The organism is Ornithinibacillus halophilus (genome assembly GCF_900129485.1).
GTDB classification, from domain to species: domain Bacteria; phylum Bacillota; class Bacilli; order Bacillales; family Amphibacillaceae; genus Ornithinibacillus; species Ornithinibacillus halophilus.
The window spans coordinates 12,942-33,753 of the sequence record NZ_FQVW01000034.1 but is presented as its reverse complement, the minus strand read 5'-3'; the positions used below and the strand labels follow the sequence as shown (position 1 = coordinate 33,753).

The 20,812-nt window shown below is 36.1% G+C and carries 20 protein-coding genes; 12 read left to right on the top strand and 8 right to left on the bottom strand.

What is annotated here, in order from left to right:
• The first annotated feature begins 682 nt into the window (after positions 1-682).
• From BUB12_RS12640 to BUB12_RS12615, 6 genes are all read left to right on the top strand, one after another.
• Complete coding sequence (locus BUB12_RS12640; RefSeq protein WP_084063334.1) at positions 683-1,375, top strand: response regulator transcription factor; 693 nt, start codon at positions 683-685, stop codon at positions 1,373-1,375.
• Positions 1,353-2,891 (top strand): sensor histidine kinase, encoded by a 1,539-nt coding sequence (locus tag BUB12_RS12635; RefSeq protein WP_072891282.1) that lies wholly within the window; start codon positions 1,353-1,355, stop codon positions 2,889-2,891. Before BUB12_RS12640 ends, BUB12_RS12635 begins: the two co-directional genes overlap by 23 nt.
• Positions 2,892-3,049: 158 nt before the next feature.
• Positions 3,050-3,700, top strand: a complete 651-nt coding sequence (locus BUB12_RS12630) for an SDR family oxidoreductase (RefSeq protein ID WP_072891281.1) — start codon at positions 3,050-3,052, stop codon at positions 3,698-3,700.
• Between the two features lie 157 nt (positions 3,701-3,857).
• Complete coding sequence (locus BUB12_RS12625; protein WP_072891280.1) at positions 3,858-4,949, top strand: PQQ-dependent sugar dehydrogenase; 1,092 nt, start codon at positions 3,858-3,860, stop codon at positions 4,947-4,949.
• A gap of 81 nt (positions 4,950-5,030) precedes the next feature.
• Positions 5,031-5,603, top strand: a complete 573-nt coding sequence (locus BUB12_RS12620; RefSeq protein WP_072891279.1) for a hypothetical protein — start codon at positions 5,031-5,033, stop codon at positions 5,601-5,603.
• A gap of 745 nt (positions 5,604-6,348) precedes the next feature.
• Positions 6,349-8,379, top strand: a complete 2,031-nt coding sequence (locus BUB12_RS12615; RefSeq protein WP_072891278.1) for a hypothetical protein — start codon at positions 6,349-6,351, stop codon at positions 8,377-8,379.
• Positions 8,380-8,611: 232 nt separating this feature from the next.
• Here the strand turns inward: BUB12_RS12615 and BUB12_RS17895 are convergent, their stop codons facing one another.
• Genes BUB12_RS17895 through BUB12_RS18070 form a run of 3 tightly spaced genes read right to left on the bottom strand, consistent with a single transcriptional unit; the run spans position 8,612 to position 9,209 of the window.
• Entirely contained in the window at positions 8,612-8,782 is a 171-nt protein-coding gene (locus BUB12_RS17895; RefSeq protein WP_200801072.1) for a hypothetical protein, read from the bottom strand.
• A gap of 27 nt (positions 8,783-8,809) precedes the next feature.
• Positions 8,810-8,956 (bottom strand): hypothetical protein, encoded by a 147-nt coding sequence (locus BUB12_RS17890; RefSeq protein WP_200801071.1) that lies wholly within the window; start codon positions 8,954-8,956, stop codon positions 8,810-8,812.
• A 46-nt stretch (positions 8,957-9,002) separates the two neighbouring features.
• Positions 9,003-9,209, bottom strand: a complete 207-nt coding sequence (locus BUB12_RS18070) for a DUF6007 family protein (RefSeq protein ID WP_234982705.1) — start codon at positions 9,207-9,209, stop codon at positions 9,003-9,005.
• A 338-nt stretch (positions 9,210-9,547) separates the two neighbouring features.
• Between BUB12_RS18070 and BUB12_RS12605 the strand changes: the two genes are divergently transcribed.
• The 3 genes from BUB12_RS12605 to BUB12_RS12595 all read left to right on the top strand — a co-directional run bounded on the left by BUB12_RS12605 (position 9,548) and on the right by BUB12_RS12595 (position 10,969).
• Positions 9,548-10,291, top strand: coding sequence for a phosphotransferase family protein (locus tag BUB12_RS12605; RefSeq protein WP_072891277.1), 744 nt, complete (start codon positions 9,548-9,550; stop codon positions 10,289-10,291).
• Between the two features lie 42 nt (positions 10,292-10,333).
• Entirely contained in the window at positions 10,334-10,579 is a 246-nt protein-coding gene (locus BUB12_RS12600) for a hypothetical protein (protein ID WP_072891276.1), read from the top strand.
• A 96-nt stretch (positions 10,580-10,675) separates the two neighbouring features.
• The gene (locus BUB12_RS12595; RefSeq protein ID WP_072891275.1) at positions 10,676-10,969 is read left to right on the top strand and encodes a hypothetical protein; all 294 of its coding nucleotides are present in this window, start codon (positions 10,676-10,678) and stop codon (positions 10,967-10,969) included.
• A gap of 105 nt (positions 10,970-11,074) precedes the next feature.
• Here the strand turns inward: BUB12_RS12595 and BUB12_RS12590 are convergent, their stop codons facing one another.
• A complete protein-coding gene (locus BUB12_RS12590) occupies positions 11,075-12,865 on the bottom strand; it encodes a CorA family divalent cation transporter (protein WP_072891274.1) in 1,791 nt (596 codons plus the stop codon).
• A gap of 157 nt (positions 12,866-13,022) precedes the next feature.
• Positions 13,023-14,201, bottom strand: a complete 1,179-nt coding sequence (locus tag BUB12_RS12585; RefSeq protein ID WP_143155635.1) for a putative glycoside hydrolase — start codon at positions 14,199-14,201, stop codon at positions 13,023-13,025.
• A gap of 398 nt (positions 14,202-14,599) precedes the next feature.
• Between BUB12_RS12585 and BUB12_RS12580 the strand changes: the two genes are divergently transcribed.
• Entirely contained in the window at positions 14,600-16,255 is a 1,656-nt protein-coding gene (locus BUB12_RS12580; RefSeq protein WP_072891273.1) for a sensor domain-containing protein, read from the top strand.
• 46 nt (positions 16,256-16,301) lie between these two features.
• Here BUB12_RS12580 and BUB12_RS17740 read toward each other — a convergent pair whose 3' ends face one another.
• The gene (locus BUB12_RS17740; protein WP_159431583.1) at positions 16,302-16,463 is read right to left on the bottom strand and encodes a hypothetical protein; all 162 of its coding nucleotides are present in this window, start codon (positions 16,461-16,463) and stop codon (positions 16,302-16,304) included.
• Positions 16,464-16,474: 11 nt separating this feature from the next.
• A complete protein-coding gene (locus BUB12_RS12575; protein ID WP_072891272.1) occupies positions 16,475-17,584 on the bottom strand; it encodes an NAD(P)/FAD-dependent oxidoreductase in 1,110 nt (369 codons plus the stop codon).
• A gap of 196 nt (positions 17,585-17,780) precedes the next feature.
• Between BUB12_RS12575 and BUB12_RS12570 the strand changes: the two genes are divergently transcribed.
• Positions 17,781-18,713 (top strand): manganese-dependent inorganic pyrophosphatase, encoded by a 933-nt coding sequence (locus BUB12_RS12570; protein WP_072891271.1) that lies wholly within the window; start codon positions 17,781-17,783, stop codon positions 18,711-18,713.
• 346 nt (positions 18,714-19,059) lie between these two features.
• Complete coding sequence (locus BUB12_RS12565) at positions 19,060-19,479, top strand: hypothetical protein (protein ID WP_234982704.1); 420 nt, start codon at positions 19,060-19,062, stop codon at positions 19,477-19,479.
• 200 nt (positions 19,480-19,679) lie between these two features.
• On the opposite strand, the gene menC is transcribed toward BUB12_RS12565, so the two are convergent.
• Complete coding sequence (gene menC, locus BUB12_RS12560; protein WP_200801070.1) at positions 19,680-20,795, bottom strand: o-succinylbenzoate synthase; 1,116 nt, start codon at positions 20,793-20,795, stop codon at positions 19,680-19,682.
• Positions 20,796-20,812: the final 17 nt, after the last annotated feature.

Here is a 20,812-nt window from a genome sequence, read left to right as displayed (position 1 = left end):
AATAACGGAACAGAAGTCCAATCCAACCCCAAAACCTCCTGTTGCGGCAAAATAACGGAAAAAATGTCCTCACAGCACGCGTCCCTAAATGTCACCCCAGGCTAACCGGACATCAGATACGCTATTCCGAGCAATAAGTCGATCTTAAGAATCTATCGGACATCAGATGCCTTATTCTCCAAAATCTCCCCAGTTTTAATAGATTCTCAGCTGAATAACGGAACAGAAGTCCAATCCACCCCCAAAAACCTCCCATATCCCAAAATAACGGAAAATATGTCCCCACGGTACAGTCCCTAAATGCCGCCCCAGGCTAACCGGACATCAGATACGCTATTCCGAGCAATAAGTCGATTATAAGAATCTATCGGACATCAGATACCTTATTCACCAAAATCTCCCCAGTTTTAATGGATTTATAGTGAAATAACGGAACAGAAGTCCCATCCACCTACCAAAACCTCCTGTAGCCGCAAAATAACGGAAAATATGTCCCCACCCCCACAACCACCCCCATCAATACCACTTCCCAATCATTTACCCACCTCAACCTAACCGATATAATAGAGTTTAAGAATCAAATTGAGAAACTTAAGAAAACCTTAAGAAATTTACCCCATAAATATTAAGATTTGATGGTTACTATAGAGATAAGCAAAAGGCTTTGGAGGTGTGGATGACGGTGAACAATTATCAAGTCTTGGTTGTGGACGATGAAGAAGAAATCCGAGATGCAATAGAAATCTATTTAAAAAATGAAGGGATTACCGTTTTAAAGGCAAAGGATGGAATTGAGGCATTGGAGCTTTTGCACGAGCATGAGGTGCATTTAATGATATTAGATATTATGATGCCAAGGCTAGATGGAATTTCGGCAACGCATAAAGTTCGTGAGGAAAAGAATATCCCTATCATCATTTTAAGTGCAAAGAGTGAAGACACTGATAAAATACTAGGGCTACAAGTTGGAGCAGATGACTACGTAACGAAGCCATTCAACCCGATGGAACTTGTAGCACGTGTGAAGTCTCAGCTGAGAAGATATGTTGCTTTAGGCACATTTGAAGGAGTAAACAAAGTAATTGATTTGAATGGGCTCACATTAGATCAAGCATCTAAACAAGTCAAAGTGAATGATGAACTTGTTAGGCTGACTCCAATAGAGTACAAGATTGTCGAACTTCTCATGGTTAATGCTGGGCGTGTATTTTCAATTAATGAAATATATGAACGGGTGTGGAAAGAGCCGAATTATAATGCCGAAAATACGGTAGCCGTACATATCCGCAAGATACGCGAAAAAATAGAAATCGATGCAAAAAATCCTAGATATTTGAAGGTGGTGTGGGGCATTGGCTACAAAATGGAAAAGTAGTGTTTTCTGGATTATGACAAGTTCGGTATTATTTACGCTTGGCATAATTGGCCTTCTCTTATTAGTCTATTGGAATGCGGTTTCTATTAATTTACTTGCCTTTCCCTTAGTTCTTATTATCCTCAAACTGGCAAAGAAAACGAGGGCTACGATTCGTAGTTGGAGGAAGTTCTACGACATATTCCCAATTGACTTTAGGTTAGGGTTGTTCGTTATATCAGGATTATTCACGTGGTTAGCATTGTTATTATTGGTCAACGAAGTTTTTTATTTTGCTGGCTATACAGGTTTTCCAATGGCATTAGTTGCCTCTATTATTTTATTTTCCATTGGAATGGCAATCACCGTGATTCAAGGAATCTATTTTATGACAACAATTAAAGAATCGTTCAAACATTATACAACGAACAAGGATTGGGAATATGTCAGAGATTTATGGAGAAATAGTATCATAGTTAAACTGTTTCTTATTTTAAAGACGATGTTTTCCAAACTATCACGACGGGTACATGAGGCATTTCTCGACCGAACAACAGGAACGCAAGTATTTGTTTTAGCGGGAATGGTTTTTGCCCTTGGTTTTGCTGCTGTTATAACGGTAATTCATCCTATATTTATATTTCTATATCTTCTTTTATTAGGGGTTGTTGGGATTCCAATGGGGATGATTATTTTAAATAAGATAGGGTATTTTAATCGAATTGTAGATAATACCAATGAGCTTGCAGCTGGAAATCTAGGACAAGATATAGAACTAACAGGCAAATCTGCGTTAACAACCCTTGCAAAAAATATTAATCTACTGAAGCATGGGGTAAAGGTGTCACAGACGGAACAGGCGAAAAGTGAACGGATGAAGACGGAGCTAATCACGAATGTTAGTCATGACTTAAGGACCCCCCTTACATCCATCATCACGTATACAGAACTATTAAAAAAGGAACATATTAGTCATGAAGAAAGAACAGGATACATTGAGATTATTGATAGAAAATCAAAGCGTTTGAAGGTACTTATAGATGATTTATTCGAAGTATCTAAAATGGCAAGTGGAACGATGGAGTTGCGAAAGGAAAAAGTCGATCTCGTTCAACTGTTGCAACAGGCGTTAGCTGAGTATGATGATGTTATTCAGGATTCTAGTCTACAATTTCGCATATCAAGTGACGATCCACCGGTAAATGCAGTTGTTGATGGGCAAAAGCTTTGGCGTGTATTTGATAATTTAATTGCTAATATCTTGAAATACTCATTGGAAAATTCACGAGTGTACATTGATTTAAAGGCAGAAAATGGTACAGCATTCATCACTTTTAAAAATGTATCAAAATACGAGTTAAGTGAAAACAGTGATGAACTATTTGAACGGTTTAAGCGCGGTGATACTTCCCGTCATACAGAAGGAAGTGGTTTAGGTCTCGCGATTGCTCAATCCATTGTTGAGTTACATGGTGGGAGTCTTGACATCGAAACAGATGGTGATTTGTTTAAAGTAACTATTATGTTAAACATATAAGTATTCGTCCTGAGTAGTGTCTTATGAGTCATTACTTGGGATTTTTTTTCGGGTACGGAGAATTATAAAGGCCTGTTTTCTAGACTTTGGTTGATCATTCGTTTTACAATCGTGGTAAGAATAAAATGGGAGTTAATTTTAGAAAGGATGTTGAAAAGATGAAAGTTCTTGTTGTAGGTGCAAATGGTCAAATTGGAAAACATTTAGTTTCATTTATACAAGAGAACAAAAACTTGGAAGCAAGAGCCATGATTCGTAACGAAGAGCAAGCTTCATTTTTTGAAGATTTAGGTGCAGAAACGGCTGTTGTGGATTTAGAAGGTGACATTGATTCGATTGCCAAAGCTGCTGAAGGGGTAGATGCAATTGTATTTACAGCAGGATCTGGACCACACACTGGAAAAGATAAGACAATTATGGTCGACCTAGATGGTGCGATAAAAACAGTCGAAGCAGCAAAAGTAGCTGGTGTGAAGCGCTTTGTCATGATTAGCTCATTTGATACGAGACGTAAGGCAATCCTTGAAGCACCAGAATCATTTGCCCCATATGTAGCAGCAAAATATTATGCTGATGAGTGGTTAAGAGGGACAGATTTGGATTATACCATCATCCATCCTGGTGGGTTAACGAATGATAAAGGAACTGGTCAAGTTAAAGCTGGATTTGACTTAGAAATCGGTAAAATTCCTAGAGAAGATGTAGCTCGTGTCATCGAAGCAACTTTAGAAAATGAGTCGACGATTGGAAAAGAATTTCAGATCGTTTCTGGGAATACCTCGGTTAACAAAGCAATTCAATCCGTATAAAGTGTGTCTAAGGCAATTTACTGATAAAGTGAATTGCCTTATTTTTTTCCCACATGTAACGGGCAGTAATTTATGCAAGGACAAGGTATATTTAGCGTACGAACTAGAAATACCGTATAGTAGGAAATCAATTTAATTTGGATCGAGGTGTTAGCCAATGCGTAGAATAATAGCCCTTCTTTTTTGCATGTTGTTTTTAGTAGTGGGGTGCTCGTGGATGAAATCCTCTGAAAAAGAGGAAAAGAATGATGAGGCAAGGGAAGTAATGGTTAATATACATGAAGAAGTAGAAGTTATTGCCGATCAACTTCAAATTCCGTGGTCGATTGAAAAACATAACGATACTTTTTTTCTAACTGAAAGACCAGGAGCAATTGTGAAAATAGAAGGTGGGAATGTGGACCGGCAAGAAGTTAAGTTAAAAAAGAAACTTGCAACTGCACAAGAAGCTGGCCTGTTAGGCTTTGTCCTCTCTCCAGATTTTGAAAAAACAAAAACTGCCTACGCGTACTACACCTATGAAGATAGTTCTGGTCAATTTAATCGCATAGTCACTCTTACTTTAAAGGATGATGTTTGGACAGAAGAAAAAGTGTTGTTGGACAGAATCCCAAGTGGTTCTTGGCATCACGGAGGCCGGTTGAAAATTGGGCCAGATGAAAAACTGTATGCCACAGCAGGGGATGCCTATATCGAGGAGATTGCCCAGGATGTAGATTCATTAGGTGGAAAAATCTTAAGGTTAAATCTAGACGGGTCAATTCCTAGTGATAATCCAATCGCTGAATCGTACATTTACAGTTATGGTCATCGAAATCCTCAAGGACTAACCTGGGATGAGGATGGGACGCTCTATTCTAGTGAACACGGAAATAACGCAAATGAGGAGATTAATCGGATAGAAGTCGGAAAGAATTATGGTTGGCCAATTATTGAAGGTAATGAAGAACAGGAGGGAATGGTTACCCCGATTTTCACTTCAGGTCCTGACAAAACATGGGCACCTTCTGGAATGGATATGGATGGTGATAAATTGTATGTTGCAGCATTGAGAGGAACAGCGCTATTAGAATTTGATATGGAAACGGGCCAATACCGAGAAGTGGTCTCCGATTTAGGACGATTACGGGACGTTTTTATTGAGGACGAATATCTATATTTCATTAGCAATAATACAGATGGACGTGGCTCAGCAGAGAATAAAGATGATAAACTTTATCGAATTTCACTTTCCATATTAACGAATTAGGCGACTGCTATAATGGTGGTCGTTTTTTATGATAAACTAATACTTAGATAATTTAAGTAATCTAGTGTTAGGAGTTTGATCATGACAAAAAAAGCAAAAGTTATTTCCCTTAGTGTTGCAGCAGTAATTGGTTTTATTATTATTTTTCTAGCATTAATGACCTGGTTTTTCCCGTATTCATCTTTTAGTATGAAAAAGAGTATGACATATTCACCAGACCCTTTTGTAGTAGAAGGTTATGTTGCTGACTTAAATGAGTTTAAAGAAATCTATGAAGCTGACAAAGCAAGTGAAGAAATGAAAAATCTAAAGATTGACCGAACGCAATACATATTACCAATATTTGAACAGAAATGGTTAGTAAATAAGGAATCTATTACGATTGATAAATTAGACTTCGATACTATGTTATTTGACGTCGTGCAAGCAAGACAAATACTGCTCAGTTTGATGGTTCAAGAAGATTATACGACTGAACAAAAACAGTACTTAGCCGATCTAATCGAGAATCTATTGGCATTAGAAGATAGTATTTCTGAAATTCAACATAGTCCTTTTGTAACTAGGAGTACATTAGACCATCAAATTAGAGAACTTCAAGGAGGCTTTGAGCACAGCCTATCCTTCTTTGCCATGTACTATGAACGATCATAAAATCTAGTGAAAATAACGGAATGAGGGACCACCACGCGATTCTGATGAATCCTCATTCCGTTAATCCTTAGAAAAAGCGAGATTTTTAGTCGAAATGTAATCGTGTTTCCGTTATTCCATCAAATCCATCCAAATTCAATCGAAAATCCATCAATAAAGGAACCAAAATCCGTGTCCCCACCAAAACTAATATAATTTCAGCAAATAACGGAACGAGGAACCACCGCAAAACTCCAATGAATCCTCATTCCTCTATCCCCCAAAAAAAGCACGTTTTTCAGTCGAAATGTAATCGTGTTTCCGTTATTCCATCAAATCCATCCAAAATCAATCGCAAAACTATCAATAAAGGAACGAGAATCCGTATCCCCTCCAAAACTAGTATAATTTCAGCAAATAACGGAACGAGGAACCACCGCAAAACTCCAATGAATCCTCATTCCTCTATCCCCCAAAAAAAGCACGGTTTTCATTCGGAATGTAATCGTGTTTCCGTTATTCCACTAAATCCATCCAAAATCAATCGCAAAGCTATCAATAAAGGAACGAGAATCCGTGTCCACTCCAAAACTAGTACATTTTCAGCAAATAACGGAACGAGAACCACCACAAAACTCCAATGAATCCTCATTCCGTTACTCCCTACTTTTCCTCCCAACGTGAAGTAAATCAAGAGGCATATCATGGTATACTACAATTAATGGGACAGGCGTCCGTGAGAAAAATAAAAATCGGAGGGGTTTGGATGCAGTTAGAACTTTGGTTGGATGAGAGTGGTGATTTTGTAAGTGATCATAAGGATTATTTAAATCCATCACTTGTTGGTGGAGTGCTTGTGGAGAAGGGTGATATTACCGAAGAAAGTGCAAGACAAATGATAGGCAAAGACTATGTCCATTTCAATCAAGAAGGTGGTCATGAAAATATGGCACTTCTTGAAGCAATCAAGGAAAAACATGGAGAACTAGTAATTTTTCAAAATAAAGAACGAGTGAAAATCATTGACGGCGACACAACATACTTGAACGTTCTGGCTGAAGGCATCATTCAATTATTATTACGTTTATCAGCGATGTACGGTGATTTTGAACTTGATATCCTGATTGCGACGAGAAAAAACATGGAAAAAGGATATGGAATCATCGAGGAACAAGAATACGAGGAACGTCTTCGAGAGCGAATTATTGTTGGCCTAGCTAGAAAAGTGTTAACTCGAAAGAACAAGTGGAAATATGATGTTCATTTTGGAGATGCCCGAAAAAGTTCACGCCTAATGTTAGCAGATGGTGTGTGTAATACATATTTAACTAGAACTTCTTCAAAATTTACTAGCGAGCAAAAAGACCGGATTGAAGAGCTGTACCAGAACCAGTTTATTTTTTCTTTCTTTGAAAATTCTCCAAGGCAAGATATTGAAAGGCGATTGGCAGAAGGGGATATTAGTGAAGTCATCTTTGAATGTTTTTTAGAGTCGAATAAAGAATTCAAAGAACCTTACCTGAGCATTGCATTAGAGCAACTACAGGAATTAGACGAGTATGGTCAACGAATTCAACTACGTAACATCTCATCTGAAATTGAAACATTTATTAAAATTGAACGAAATTATCACTTTATCAGACCAGTATTGATTGCGATGCAAGAGGAGCTCCTTCCTAAATTAAAGGAATTTGATATTGAAATGCCGGAGTTTCATTTGGATATCATCCTTTATTTATATTCGTTATACACTCGGGAAGGTAGTATGAAAGCAAATGAACAGGATCGTTTGTTTATGGAACAATTAGCATTGGTAAAAGATATCATGGTTAAATTTGAGTATTATAATTTATACAAGTTGCGACGTGCAATCCATCAAAAGAATCTCATGGATATCCATGGTTCGATTGCAGACTCGACTAAGGCTATTTCTATTTTGGAGGAAATGGTTCAATTGCTTGATTTGTTAGAGGATGAGGCATTGGATACAGACGAACCAGATATGTATGAGACTCTTGGGAAAGCTTATGGAACGAGAGGTCAGGGGTATGCAATGCTTATTCATCAAGATAAGCAAAATCTAGAAAAAGCGATTGATGATTATGACCAAGCATTGAAGCATTTTACAATTGATGTGGACGAAGAAAGGCAATATCTATATAAAGCACAGGCTTATTCTGAGGGAGAAGAATTTGAAAAGGCAATTTCTTGTTTATTTCAAGCAAGTGAAGTGGATCAAAATGCTGGATTGGAAGGTTTGTTAAGAACTTTTAAAGAAGAAGAAGTGCCTCGAGAAATCTATAAATATTTTACATACTATAAAATTATGGCTGCATCTAAGGTGAGTGGAAATGATGCGTTAGCTGACAAAATGTATGAAGCATTGAATCAAGAAAATATTAGTGTTGATGAGCTAGGGGCAAATTACCGCTCGATCCATCCGATGCAATTTATTTACTGGAATATGGCAATATATCTTTTTAAGAAGGGCAAAGATAAGTTAGCCAATACGTATTTAAATAATGGAATTGAACGATGTGATTCCCAGTATAGTGGTGTGACGATCAAAGTTATCCAACTAGGTATGTATGCAGAAAAATTGCGTATTACCATGGAAAAAGGAAATAATCAACAAATCGAGCATGTGAAAAATGAGTTACATGGGCGCTTCAATACCTTAAAGAAGGCACCAAATGCACGGTTTATTTTTGAGTATTTACAAGAAATAGATGAAACACAGCTAGATGATATAGAAAAAGTTGAACAGCTTATCCGATTGACTAGATGTATTAACTAAAAATTTTTTAAAAGGGGCTTGTTTAGAACAAGCTCCTTGGTAATGGACAATATTCTTTTACTGAAGCTCGACATTCTTAAAATTCACCTCGTCGATACCCCAATGTAATCACGCTGTTCACGAAATCCGACAGTATAGCGATGATTTGATAGCACTCCAGTTTTTTTTCCTTCTTGCTGATTAAAAATGAGATGGAAATAATATATTAGTATAAAACGTATGTGGAGATTACTCATTTACTATCTCTAGGCAGGAAGTATGAGCTACCACCCATTAGAAAACCACCTAAAACTGCAAGTAATGTACCGATTATCACCCAATGCGTTGTTAAAAATGTAGATACATAAATCCCTATCATAAATAACAATAAACCTGTAATAAATAAAATTTTTACTTTTTTCATTCTAAATCTCCCTCGTATGAATTAACACTATTTATTTTTAATTTCCTCCAATAAAGAAATGATCCTTTCGTTCTGCTCAATGATTGTTGTATTTTGCTGTCTTAATTTAGTAAAATCAAATGAGTATAATAATAAAAAGCCAAATAATAGAATAGATACGACTGCTCCCGCCATTGAATAACCTCCAAGATTTTAAATAGTTCTTATTGCTATGTGTCCCTTACTTGAACAAATGTCCTTTAACCATTCGAAATACTGTAATAACGCCTATAGTACAAAATATGAATATAAAAATATTAATAAATATATCAACTAGATTATTATTAGGTAAATAAGAAAATAGTAGAGTAGTAGGGATAAACAGAACTAAATCCCATAATGTTACTTTATTTAGAACATCAATAATTTGATTATTATCCTTACTCAATTCCCATCATTCCCTTGTAGTCCATATCATCGTAACCTTGGATTTGGTATACGGTGGAATATTTTAGAAATAACCTCATCTTTACGTGATTTTTTTCCCTTCTCATAAACATTATATATCATGATTTTAACATAAAGTTGAATTTTTTTTATATTCAATTATTACATAATGAAATTCCCTAAGTATTGTTGTATATATGCTGATATTTTAGGTGTTTTTAAATGCAACTTAATATGTTAATATATGTATGAATATTATGAAAAATATACACTGAACTAATGAAGAGTGATAATAAAAACGAAACCCTGTTTTAGAAATGATAGTGGGGAGAAGATTCAATGGAATTAGGTAGCCCAATTGCTAAGGGAAATACTGCAACAATTTATCGCCTTAATAATAAAATAGTGAAGGTTTTTAATGATTATTTTCCAGATACAGAATCTGTAAAAGAAGCAAAAAAGCAAATATTTGCCCATTCTTGTGGATTACCGGTTCCTAAGGTGTTAGAAGTGACGAAGATAAATGGTTCGCAAGCAATAGTGATGGAATATATAAGGGGAGAAACATTAGGAGATGTCATCCAAGAGAACAAGGAGCAACTTGGACATTACCTACGTATATCAGTCGATGTACAAATAAACATACACTCTATTAAACCACAACTAGAGAGAATAGAACCAATGCATACCAAATTATCCCGACAAATTGAAGCATCAAGCAAACTAAGTAAAATACAAAAGTTTAATCTGTTAAGAAGATTGGATTCCATTACTTATGAGAATAGGCTCTGTCATGGAGATTTTCATTTGTTTAATTTGATAAAGACCGATAACGAAGTGTTCGTAATCGATTGGGTTGACTCAAGTATTGGAGATGTTTGCGCAGATGTTTGTCGGACCTATCTTTTATATTCGCAACTTTCACAGGAAATAGCTGATTTGTATGTCCAACTTTATTGTGAAAAGAGTGGGATTGCGAAGTCTGAGGTATTTCAATGGGCTCCAATTATTGCTGGTGCACGATTATCTGAAAATGTCTCAACGGAGAATTCAGAGAGGCTAATGAAGTTTATTGATCAGTAACAGATTGTATTTTTGTAAAAAAATATAAGGGGGGATATTTTGATGCGCTTAAATAAAAAGCTGTTAGGATTTAGCGTGATACTGTGTATTCTTATCACTACTGTTGTCCCTAGTAGTTATAGTAGTGAGGGTATGGGTAAATATGTATTTGGATTCCCTTTTAACAATATAACTTTCTATCAAAAGGAACCAACCAGTATGTGGTTTGCAACTAATTTTTTCACTGGAAATAATGGCTTATCAATTAATCCTCTTAGTTTTTTATTAAATATATTCATTTTTTATTAGGTACTGAATTTCATCATATCTAAATTTAATATAAATAACTTCAAAAAGAATGATTAGTTTCAATAAACCAACGTCTTTGAGTAAAGGAGGGGGAAAATGAAAAAATACAGCTTTACTTTTACCGTCGTTTTCATCTTACTTATTGCTAGTGCGTGTGATGAAAAAAGTGCAAGTCCTAAAATAACAGAAGACGAAGCCGAAACAATTGTTTTAGAACATCTTACTGGTGACTTCAACAGAGATGAAAATGAAATAACAATACAATCAGTGAGCAACAGTAGTGGGAAGTATATCGTGGAATGGGAGGTAGATAAGGATTGTGAATACGGTACCGTTCAAGTAGATGATCAAAGTGGTGAGATTATAGAAGCCATGGAAACAAATTGCTAAGCTAATGGAAATTAACAAGAAGGAAAAAACAATTTTGAGGGAATTTGAGGGTGGGAAGAACAAAAAGGAACACAGTCCCAGAATGGCACCGTGTCCCTAAGTGTTCTATGCTTCTTCTTCAGGTGAATCTTCTTCTTTATTCTCTTCCTGATTTTCTTCTTGTGGCTTTTCGTCATTGGTGTTGGCATCCCAAACACCAAAAGCAAACAACGCTAGGATCGAAAGTATGATGACAACTTTCGCTGATACTCCCTTTATCCCTTTATTTAAGATTAACGATAAGATTGCTGTAAGCAAAGTGACTCCAAAGATTGCGTAGGCCAAGAAGAAATTGCTACTTTGAGTAATCCAAGGAATATTCATCCCTAAAATTCCAGTCGTTAAAGTTGCTGGTAAGAGGAAATAAGTAATTGTTTGGATAATACTATTCTGTTTCTCTTGGGAACGTTTTTCCTCATCTAGTAAACGTCTTCTCTCGAGTTCAGCTTGCTCTTTTTCTTTCTCATTTTGCTCATGAACGAGCGATTCTACGACTTGATGAAAGGCCTCAATCTTAGGTGAAAGTTCCTGCTTTAACTCTGGTATCCGGTTAACTTTAATCAGTTGTTCATATAAATCATTGTAGTGCGTATGATAAGAAACTTGCTCATAAAAACCATGAATCGTGAATTTTAGCATCTTTGCTTGGAATTCTCTTGTCCGTTTTAATTCTTCATTTCTTGCTTCCCAAGTCATTTCCTCTCCCAAATATACGGATGATTGGAATAACAACTCATTCGTGCTAATCGTAAAGTACAGCAAACTATATTTTTGGAGTAATGCAAGTACGTACATATAGTAATAATTCGTTTCCCGTCTATTTTTGTATGTATTCTTAAAGAATTTCATCGTCTGCTTGTCATCGACTGTATAGACTAGATTAGATACACCCTCAGCGGATAAGCTCCACATAACATTATCAAATGGGCGAACTACATCATCAAGTGTCGTCTTTTTATGATACGTCTCCTTGTACCCATGACTAACTCTGTACGTTTTATTGGCAACCAATAATTCAAATAAGTCATGTTCTTCTGAAGTTATGTTCGTTGGATGTTGAACATAGGCAGATGTGAATAACAGGGAATGGTATCCGATATCCTTTTGATTTGAAAAACTCCCTGTCTCCCCGAGTTCACGTAACAAACCAGCAGTTAAATCTGTCCATTTGATTGGTATAGATATCAATTTTGGATCGGCTGGCTTTTTCTCTTCAAAATCGAGCTTATTTTTTTTTACTTCGTTTTTACGTTGTTGGTAGTCCTTCATCCGAGCAATTGCTTCAGGGTCCCGTATGTATTTATTAAGATAGCCTTCTTCTGCAACCTGTAATTTACGTAAGTAGTACATAGCCCAATCATAATTTTCAATCGTCAAGTTATAATGGTGTTTTTCACCATTAATCACATCATAAAGCCCAACAACTTTAAGGTCATATACGATAAAGCCAACTTGTGTCTCACTAATAATGAGTTGGACATTATTAATGGAAAAACGAATAAAACGTTGGTGTAGAATCTCTTTTGTTTTTTTATCCTTCTTTTCCTCGACTAAATATTCATAATGAGTCCCTTTTTCTGGGAAAATAAACTCTTTTTGCTGATAGGTGTCATCGTATGTTATTTTTTTTCGTTGATTCCAATCAATTTCAAATGCCTTGGCAATTTGGTTCTGGAAAGAGTCATCATCTTCTTCTAAAAACATTAAATTGTCTATGTGTTCATAAAACATTTGCTTTGAAAAGCTGTACGTAGAATACCCTGGTACGCTTTTTCGATTGAAATTATTCTGTTTAAAATAAAAAGGTTCAATACGATATACAATCGAAGAATCCTTTAATATAGATGAAGATTGCATTGGTTCCTCCTGATATTGCTGTTATATTTTTATAATATCAAATTATAGGGAGGAGGAATATACTTTTTGAATATCATGTATTATTTTGCAAAAAATTGATAGTATAAAAAAATAATACTATGTACGGACAGGGGATACCTGTCCTAATTGGCTATTTTTAGTTTACAGCTTCTTTTGTGTACACGTTTTGTGCATTCCAAATTAAATATTGGGTGACACCTTGTTCTTCCAGTGCTTTCATTTGATTTTTGACATCAGTTACGGAATAAGCACGTTTATAATCAAAGTCTTGGATCCAAGGCCGTATGATTGCTGGATCCTCGCCATTTTGTTTTAGTTTTTCATTTTTCGTAACAGCATCTTGCATCGCATTTTTCATCAGTTCATATGGTTCTGCATCTGGGTTTCCAATTCCATAAGTGTTTGGAGCATAATGGGATGGATAGGTCATTGGTGAGATATAATCCAGGTAAGGTGATAGGCTTTCCCAATTTTGACCAATCCCCATGTCATCATTGGAACTAGTTACTAATCCGAATACATCTGCCGACACATATACAGGCTTATCCTTTAATTGTTCACTTGAGAATTTCAGGAAATTTTGAATGACAACTTGTTTATCAATATTTTCTGGATTGTCATACGTGACCTCAAGATTCACTTTCTTAGCATTCTCTGGGAAACGAATATAATCATATTGGATTTCATCGATACCACTATCTGCAATTTCTTTGGAGATATTGGTTATATAACCCCAAGCATCTTGTTTGTAAGGGTCAATCCAAGGAGTACCAGCACCATTTTTCCAAATAGATCCATCATTTCTTTTGATCGCATATTCTGGTCGTTTCTCAATCAAATAAGGGTCTTTAAAAACAACGATCCGACCAATTGTATAAATTCCTTCATCTTTTAGTCGTTTAATAAATGCCTTCAAATCTTTAATGGGAGGGTTACTGTCTGAGCCTAATTCATTAACCATGTCGATGTTTGAGTCATACGTCAGTTTTCCATAATCATCCTTAATGTCCATGACGACTGCATTCAGTTTTGTGGCTTTGACATAATCAATAAATTGATCAATCTTATCTTCTCGAAGTGACACAGGATTGAGGTAAATCCCTTTCACATCTACTTTTTCAGGCTTTTCAATGGACGAATCATTATTTGAATCATCCTGTTCGGGTGCTTCAAGTTCTGTAGGAAAGAGAATTGGGTCTTTGTTCCTGATGGAAAGTTGTCTATATTGATCACCTGTGTGGCTGTCATCTTGTGCAACCTCACCAGGTGTTATTTGTCTCTCAGGGGATGTGTTATCTGCAGCACATCCAATCATTAATATAACAAGCGAAATAAATAGGAAATACAATGTCTTTTTCAGTTTTCATCCCTCCTTTTGCTTTTAATTTTTGATTAGAATGGGCATTATATTCGAGTCATTAATTAGCAACAGTGGAAGTGAATATATCTACATGGAAAGTCAAAAAAAAGGGCATTATAGAGGTAGTAAAAATATAAGAGATATAGTATTAAGAAAGTATTTCGAAATTAGTATCTTCTGAGTGCCTGCACATTTGTTATTTTCATGATTTACACCATTATTCATTTTTCAGAAAATCAACGTTTATTAGGTGAAATTTGGCGTTGAAAACGTTATAATGATACTTAAGAACTAGTTACTATACACAGGTGAACTAATTTTTAAGGGAAAGTCTGAGATGAGTTAAAATGATAATGAATGATGTGTTATTGAATAATGTTTTATTAAATGGCATCAAAGATATGATTTATGTGATGGAAGTTCGAAACGGACAGTACATCTATAGCTTTATTAATCAGGCAGTCCGTGAGTTTGCTGGTTTTTCTGATGATATTTTAGGGAAAACGATTCAGGAAGTAGTATCTGAAGAAAAATGGCTTTTTTTGCTAGAAAAGTATGATACCGTTTTATTGCAAAAAGATTCACTTGTTTTTGAGGATTATTACCCGTCCCCTATGGGAGAAACACGTTATGCTGAGAATACATTAACCCCTATTTTTAATGAGGATCAAGAATGTACGCATATCGTTGCAGTAACAAAGGATATCACTAAGCGTAAAATTGCTGAGAGAAAAGCTGAGAAATCGAAGGAAATGCTTATTGAAGGTAAACAAAGGTATCAATCGTTATTTGATTATAATTTGGATGCCGTTTTAACTCTAGATGAAAATGGCTATGCTATTACAGGAAATCGTTCATTAGAAGTAATGACTGGCTATACATCTCAAGAAGTAGCTGGCAAGCGATACAATGCTTTAGTGGTTGAAGAAGATAAGGATAAATGCCAAAAATACTTTAGGCTCGCCTTAGATGGAATTTTAGAAGAGTTTCGTATTCGTATTAGAAATAAGGATAACCAAATTGTAGAGTTAATCGTGAAATTGACACCAATCGTTGTTAATAATGAGATTGTTGGAATATATGTCATATGTAAGGATATAACTGCACTCATTAATATGCGAAATCGCTTTAATGAAAGTGAAAATATGTTCCAGATCATTACGGAGCACTCTCGTGATTTAATTACCGTATTAAATCATGACGGGGAGATTATTTATGTTTCACCATCCTACAAGGATATTTTAGGTTATGATGAAATAAGTTATGTTGGAGAAAAGTTCTATTATAATCTCCATCCCGATGATATTGGACAAGTTAAGAAAACATTTGAACTATCGAAGAATTCTAAAGAAGCTTGGGTCGAACAATTTAGGCAACGACATAAAACAGACGGTTGGATTTGGTCCGAGTTACATGGCTCTCCTATTTACGATAACCGGAATCAATTTAAATACATGGTTGTTGTATCAAGGGATATATCGTTAAGGAAAGACTATGAAACGGAGTTAGAGTATTTTGCTAACCATGATGTATTAACGGGCCTTCCTAATCGTCGATATTTTATTGATCGATTTGAACAGGAATTATTATCTACAAAAGGTAAAACGAATCTAGCACTCATCATTTTAGACTTAGATGACTTTAAACCTGTAAATGATTCATATGGACATGAAATGGGTGATCATGTCATCATTGAATTTGGGAAGCGGATTAAAGAAGTGGTACGAAAAAGTGACGTTGTAGCTCGTTTGGGAGGCGATGAATTTGTCGTGTTGCTTCCAGATATTTCAAGTAAGGATCAAGTGGTCGATATTGCTAGCCGGATTGTTTCAAATGTGGAAAAACCTTGGAATATTCAGGGAACAGAAATTCATTTAACTGCTAGTGTCGGTGTTGCATACTCGTCACAAAAACTTGAATCCGTACATAGCTTTTTGCGAACTGCTGATGGTGCACTATATGAAGTTAAGAACAATGGTGGAAATAATTACAAACTGATAAGCATATAAAATAATCCGAACTGTACAAAAATGACAGTTCGGATCTTTTATTTTCTCAACCTAGTTTCAAAATATCGTCTACATCCATTATTATTTCACTGCTAGATCGTTCATCAACATTGTGTTCTTCAACAATACTTTGCATATAGAACCAAGTGAAAATAACAGCAATAACTGTGATTGCGACAATGATTAGTATCGTTATTTTACCTTTCATCAAAATCCCCCCTAAAGTGCTAAATTAACATCATAATTCGATTGATCCACATCAAGTGCTTCACCAAGGACAAGTTTTGCTAATTGCATCCCAACAAATGGACCAGTTGTAAGACCAGAAGCTCCTAACCCATTAGCGAGTATCAATCCCTCATATCCTGGCATTTCACCGAAAACAGGTAAAAACCCTGGAGTGAATGGTCGAAAACCTACTTTTATATCCTTGACAGTGCTGTTTTCTAAACCAGGTGCAAATTTAAAGGCCTTCGTTAATAGCTCATGAACGCCACCAGCTGTTACACGTTGATCGAAACCGACATCATCTTCATGTGTTGCTCCAATAACGATATGGTCGTCAAACGGAACGATAGATTGATCGGATGGTGGTAAAAGCAACGGCCATGTTGATGTGTCTGTATCAGGCAATTGTAAATGCATCAGTTGTCCTTTTTGTGAAGAACCTTTAAATTCAATTCCTATAGGTTCTAATAGATCATTCATCCATGCGCCAGATGCTGCAATGACATAATCAGCCTCGTACGTTTCATCGTTCACCTGAACCCCTGTAATTGCCTTTCCATTTTGAATTAGACTAGCACTGCCCTGAATGACTGTTGCACCATGCTTTTTAGCAGCATTCATTAGTGCTTTCCGAAGAAGTCGTCCATTCACACGGCCAGCGCCACTAATGTGGACAGCCCCATAGTTCTCTTCTAGTGGTGGAAATAATTCACGCGTCTGTTCAGGTGTTAGCAAGGAAACCTCACCAATTTCTAGTGCCTCTTCCCGTCGTTCGATCGCACGCTTTTCCATTGCTTGCAATTTTTCAAGATTATCCCGAATACTGATGGCACCAACTTGAGCGTAGCCTGTTTCTGTCTCTCCGTCTGCCGCTAACTCTTTAACCAGGCTTCGATAAACTCTAGCACCACCCTTTGCGAGTTCATACCATGCTTTATTTCTACGTTGGGATAACCAAGGACAAATAATTCCAGCAGCAGCATCTGTTGCTTGTCCTGGATCATTCCTATCGATGAGTACTGTATCTATTCCTTTTTTTGCTAGATAGTAGGCAGTTGAAGCTCCTAGTACACCAGCACCAATAATAATTGCTTTTTTCATGTTGAAAACCCTTCTTTTTAAGTAATAGAGTCTATTGTCTACCTTTACTATAATGAAAATGGAAGTAGATTGTAAAATAGTTTGTGTAATTTTTTTCAATCAATTGTAAAATGCTATTCATGAACTAGAGAAGTATGGTAATCTTGTAACTGTATAAATAAGGATAATGAATTACATATAAAAGGAGACGGTGTAAATGAGTAAACAGTTAGTATTTGGACATAAAAATCCAGACACAGACACAATTTGTTCTGCATTAGTTTATGCTGATTTGAAAAAGCAATTAGGAGCAAATGCTGAACCTGCTAGACTTGGTGAAGTGAATAAGGAAACACAATTTGCATTGGATTATTTTAAAGTAGATGCTCCACAGCTAATCGAAAAAGTAGGCGAAGACGTAGATTCTGTAATTTTAGTTGACCACAACGAATTTCAACAAAGTGTTGACAATATTAAAGATGTTCGCGTTGCTGAAGTAGTTGACCATCACCGTGTGTCAAACTTTGAAACGAAAGAACCATTATATTTCCGTGCCGAGCCAGTAGGTTGCACAGCAACAATTTTAAATAAAATGTACAAAGAAAATGGGGTAGAGTTATCAAAAGAGAATGCTGGACTATTACTATCAGCAATCATCTCTGACTCATTATTATTGAAATCACCAACATGTACACAAGAAGATGTAGATGCAGCACATGAACTAGCAGAAATTGCTGGAGTTGATTTAGAGAAGTATGGCTTAGATATGCTACAAGCGGGGGCAGATCTAAGTGACAAATCAGCTAGAGAACTAATCACAATGGATGCAAAAGAATTCTCCATGGGTGATGCAAAAGTAGAAATCGCTCAAGTAAACACAGTTGACGCTTCTAAGGTGTACGAACTACAAGCTGACATTGAAGCAGAAATTGATAAAAATATTAGTGACAAAGGATTAGATCTATTCTTATTTGTCGTTACTGATATTCTTAATAATGACTCTGAAGTTTTAGCTCGTGGCGAAGGAAAAGCGAAAGTAGAAGAAGCATTCAGTGCAACACTTGATGCTAATAATCGTGCCTTATTAAAAGGTGTCGTATCCCGTAAAAAACAAATCGTTACCGCTTTAACAGACGCATATACAAAATAACTGACATCATAGTGAGACCTCCTAGTGGAACAGGGGGTCTTTTTGTTTAGGGGAGAGGTCTGGGGAGGCGATAGATGGCGATGGGAGGCGAATTCCCGAAGTTTTTGTGAATTTGCTTGAAGTTTTTTGAAAATCCCCGAAGTTTCTCTAAAAGTTTCCGAAGTTTTACCAGATCTCCCCGAACATTTACCAATTGTTCCCGAACCCCAGTGACCAATAAAACTAATTGCATGAAATAGGAGGGATACACATGCTAGAGGGATTAAATCACTGGTTTAATGCGAGGGGAATTGATTACAAAGTAGACAAATTGCCATTTTAATCAAAAATAGAACAGAGGAATGGGGTGGAATTTATTTTTGAATTCGTACAAAACAATGTTGAAATAATTATCATTATCTATGGGCTCCTTTTATTGGAAATCAATATAAGTTATTTACGGGAACACAAGAAAACAATGAAGGGGTTAGAAGAAATTTCGTCTGAAGACGAGATTTACATCAATCCAGCTAGCCTAACTATGCTTATTCTCAGCTTCGGTTTCAACGTATTCCGCCGTTGGTATTTCTATTTTATAGCAGTAACTTATACCGAAAATACGATAGTACTTTTTATTTCAGTAGTCCTCTTTATAGCGACTTTGTATGATACATTATTTAATTACAGTATAGAAAAAGTGAGAAAATCGAAAATAGGTTTATATGCAGCAATTATTGATACCATTTATATTGCTTGTTTTATTATTTATTTAATTATTCAGTTTTAGAACGAAGGAATAGTGAATTCCCGAAGTTTTTGTGTTCTTCCTCGAAGTTTTGTGAAAGTTCCCGATGATTCTAGAAATGTTACCGAAGTTTAACTCAAACTTCCCGAACATCTAGCAATTGTTCCCGAACCACTTTGCTTGAATACCTAGGCAAATAACGAAAAAGGCATCAGTTTTCAATACAACTGATGCCCTGAAATTTAAAAATGAAATTCTTTCGATGCCATCATAAATTGCTCTAATTTTTCATGATTGATGTCATATCCGATCCCTGGTCCATCAGGCACGTGAATGACTCCATTGTCCACAATTACTTCTGGCTTAATAATATCTTCTTTCCAATAATGGGAGGACCCTGCTGTGTCGCCGGGGAGGTTAAAACCAGCCAAACTAGAAAGCGCAATATTATGTGCTCGTCCAACACCAGCTTCAAGCATTCCACCACACCAAATGTCTACATTATTTTCCACACAGAGATCATGGATTCGCTTAGCTTCAGTTAATCCACCAACTCGTCCAGTCTTTATGTTGATGACTTTGCAACTGCCTAATTCAATGGCCCATCTTGCATCATCATAACTAGTAATACTCTCATCTAGACAAATTGGAGTGTTTATTGCCTTTTGGAGCTTCGCATGATCTACGATGTCGTCAGACCCCAGTGGCTGTTCAATCATCATGAGGTCAAATGCATCCAATTGTTTTAACAAATCGATATCTTTTAGTGTATATGCAGAGTTTGCATCAGCCATAATTGGTAAATTAGGATAGTGACTACGAACTTCACGAATCAAATCTATATCCTGCCCCGGTTTAATCTTTAGCTTCACACGTTTATATCCAGCTTGAACGTAGTGGTTGATTTTCTTAAGAAGTTCTTCTGTTGTAGGCTGAATACCAAGGCTAATTCCAACGTCAATTTCTGATTTTGTACCTCCAATAGCTTGCGAAAGGGAGATGTTTTCTCTCTTGGCATATAAGTCCCAAATTGCCCCTTCTATTGCTGCTTTTGCCATATTATTTTGCTTAATGGACGAGAACAGTTGGTGGATTTCCTTAGGATGATTCCACGAATTTTGTTGCAAAATAGGGATAAGAAAATCTTCCATAATATGCTCGGTCGTCATTACAGTTTCTTCTGTATACCATGGTGTCGAAAAAGCAACAGACTCGCCATACCCATGATTTGCTTTATCATCAACTGCTTCAATAATAAAAAATTCTTTATCTTGCACAGTGCCAAAGCTTGTTGTAAAAGGATGATTTAATCGCATTTTTAATTTATGTAAATGAATTGTTTTAACGTTAATACTCAAGTGAAATTCCTCCAATC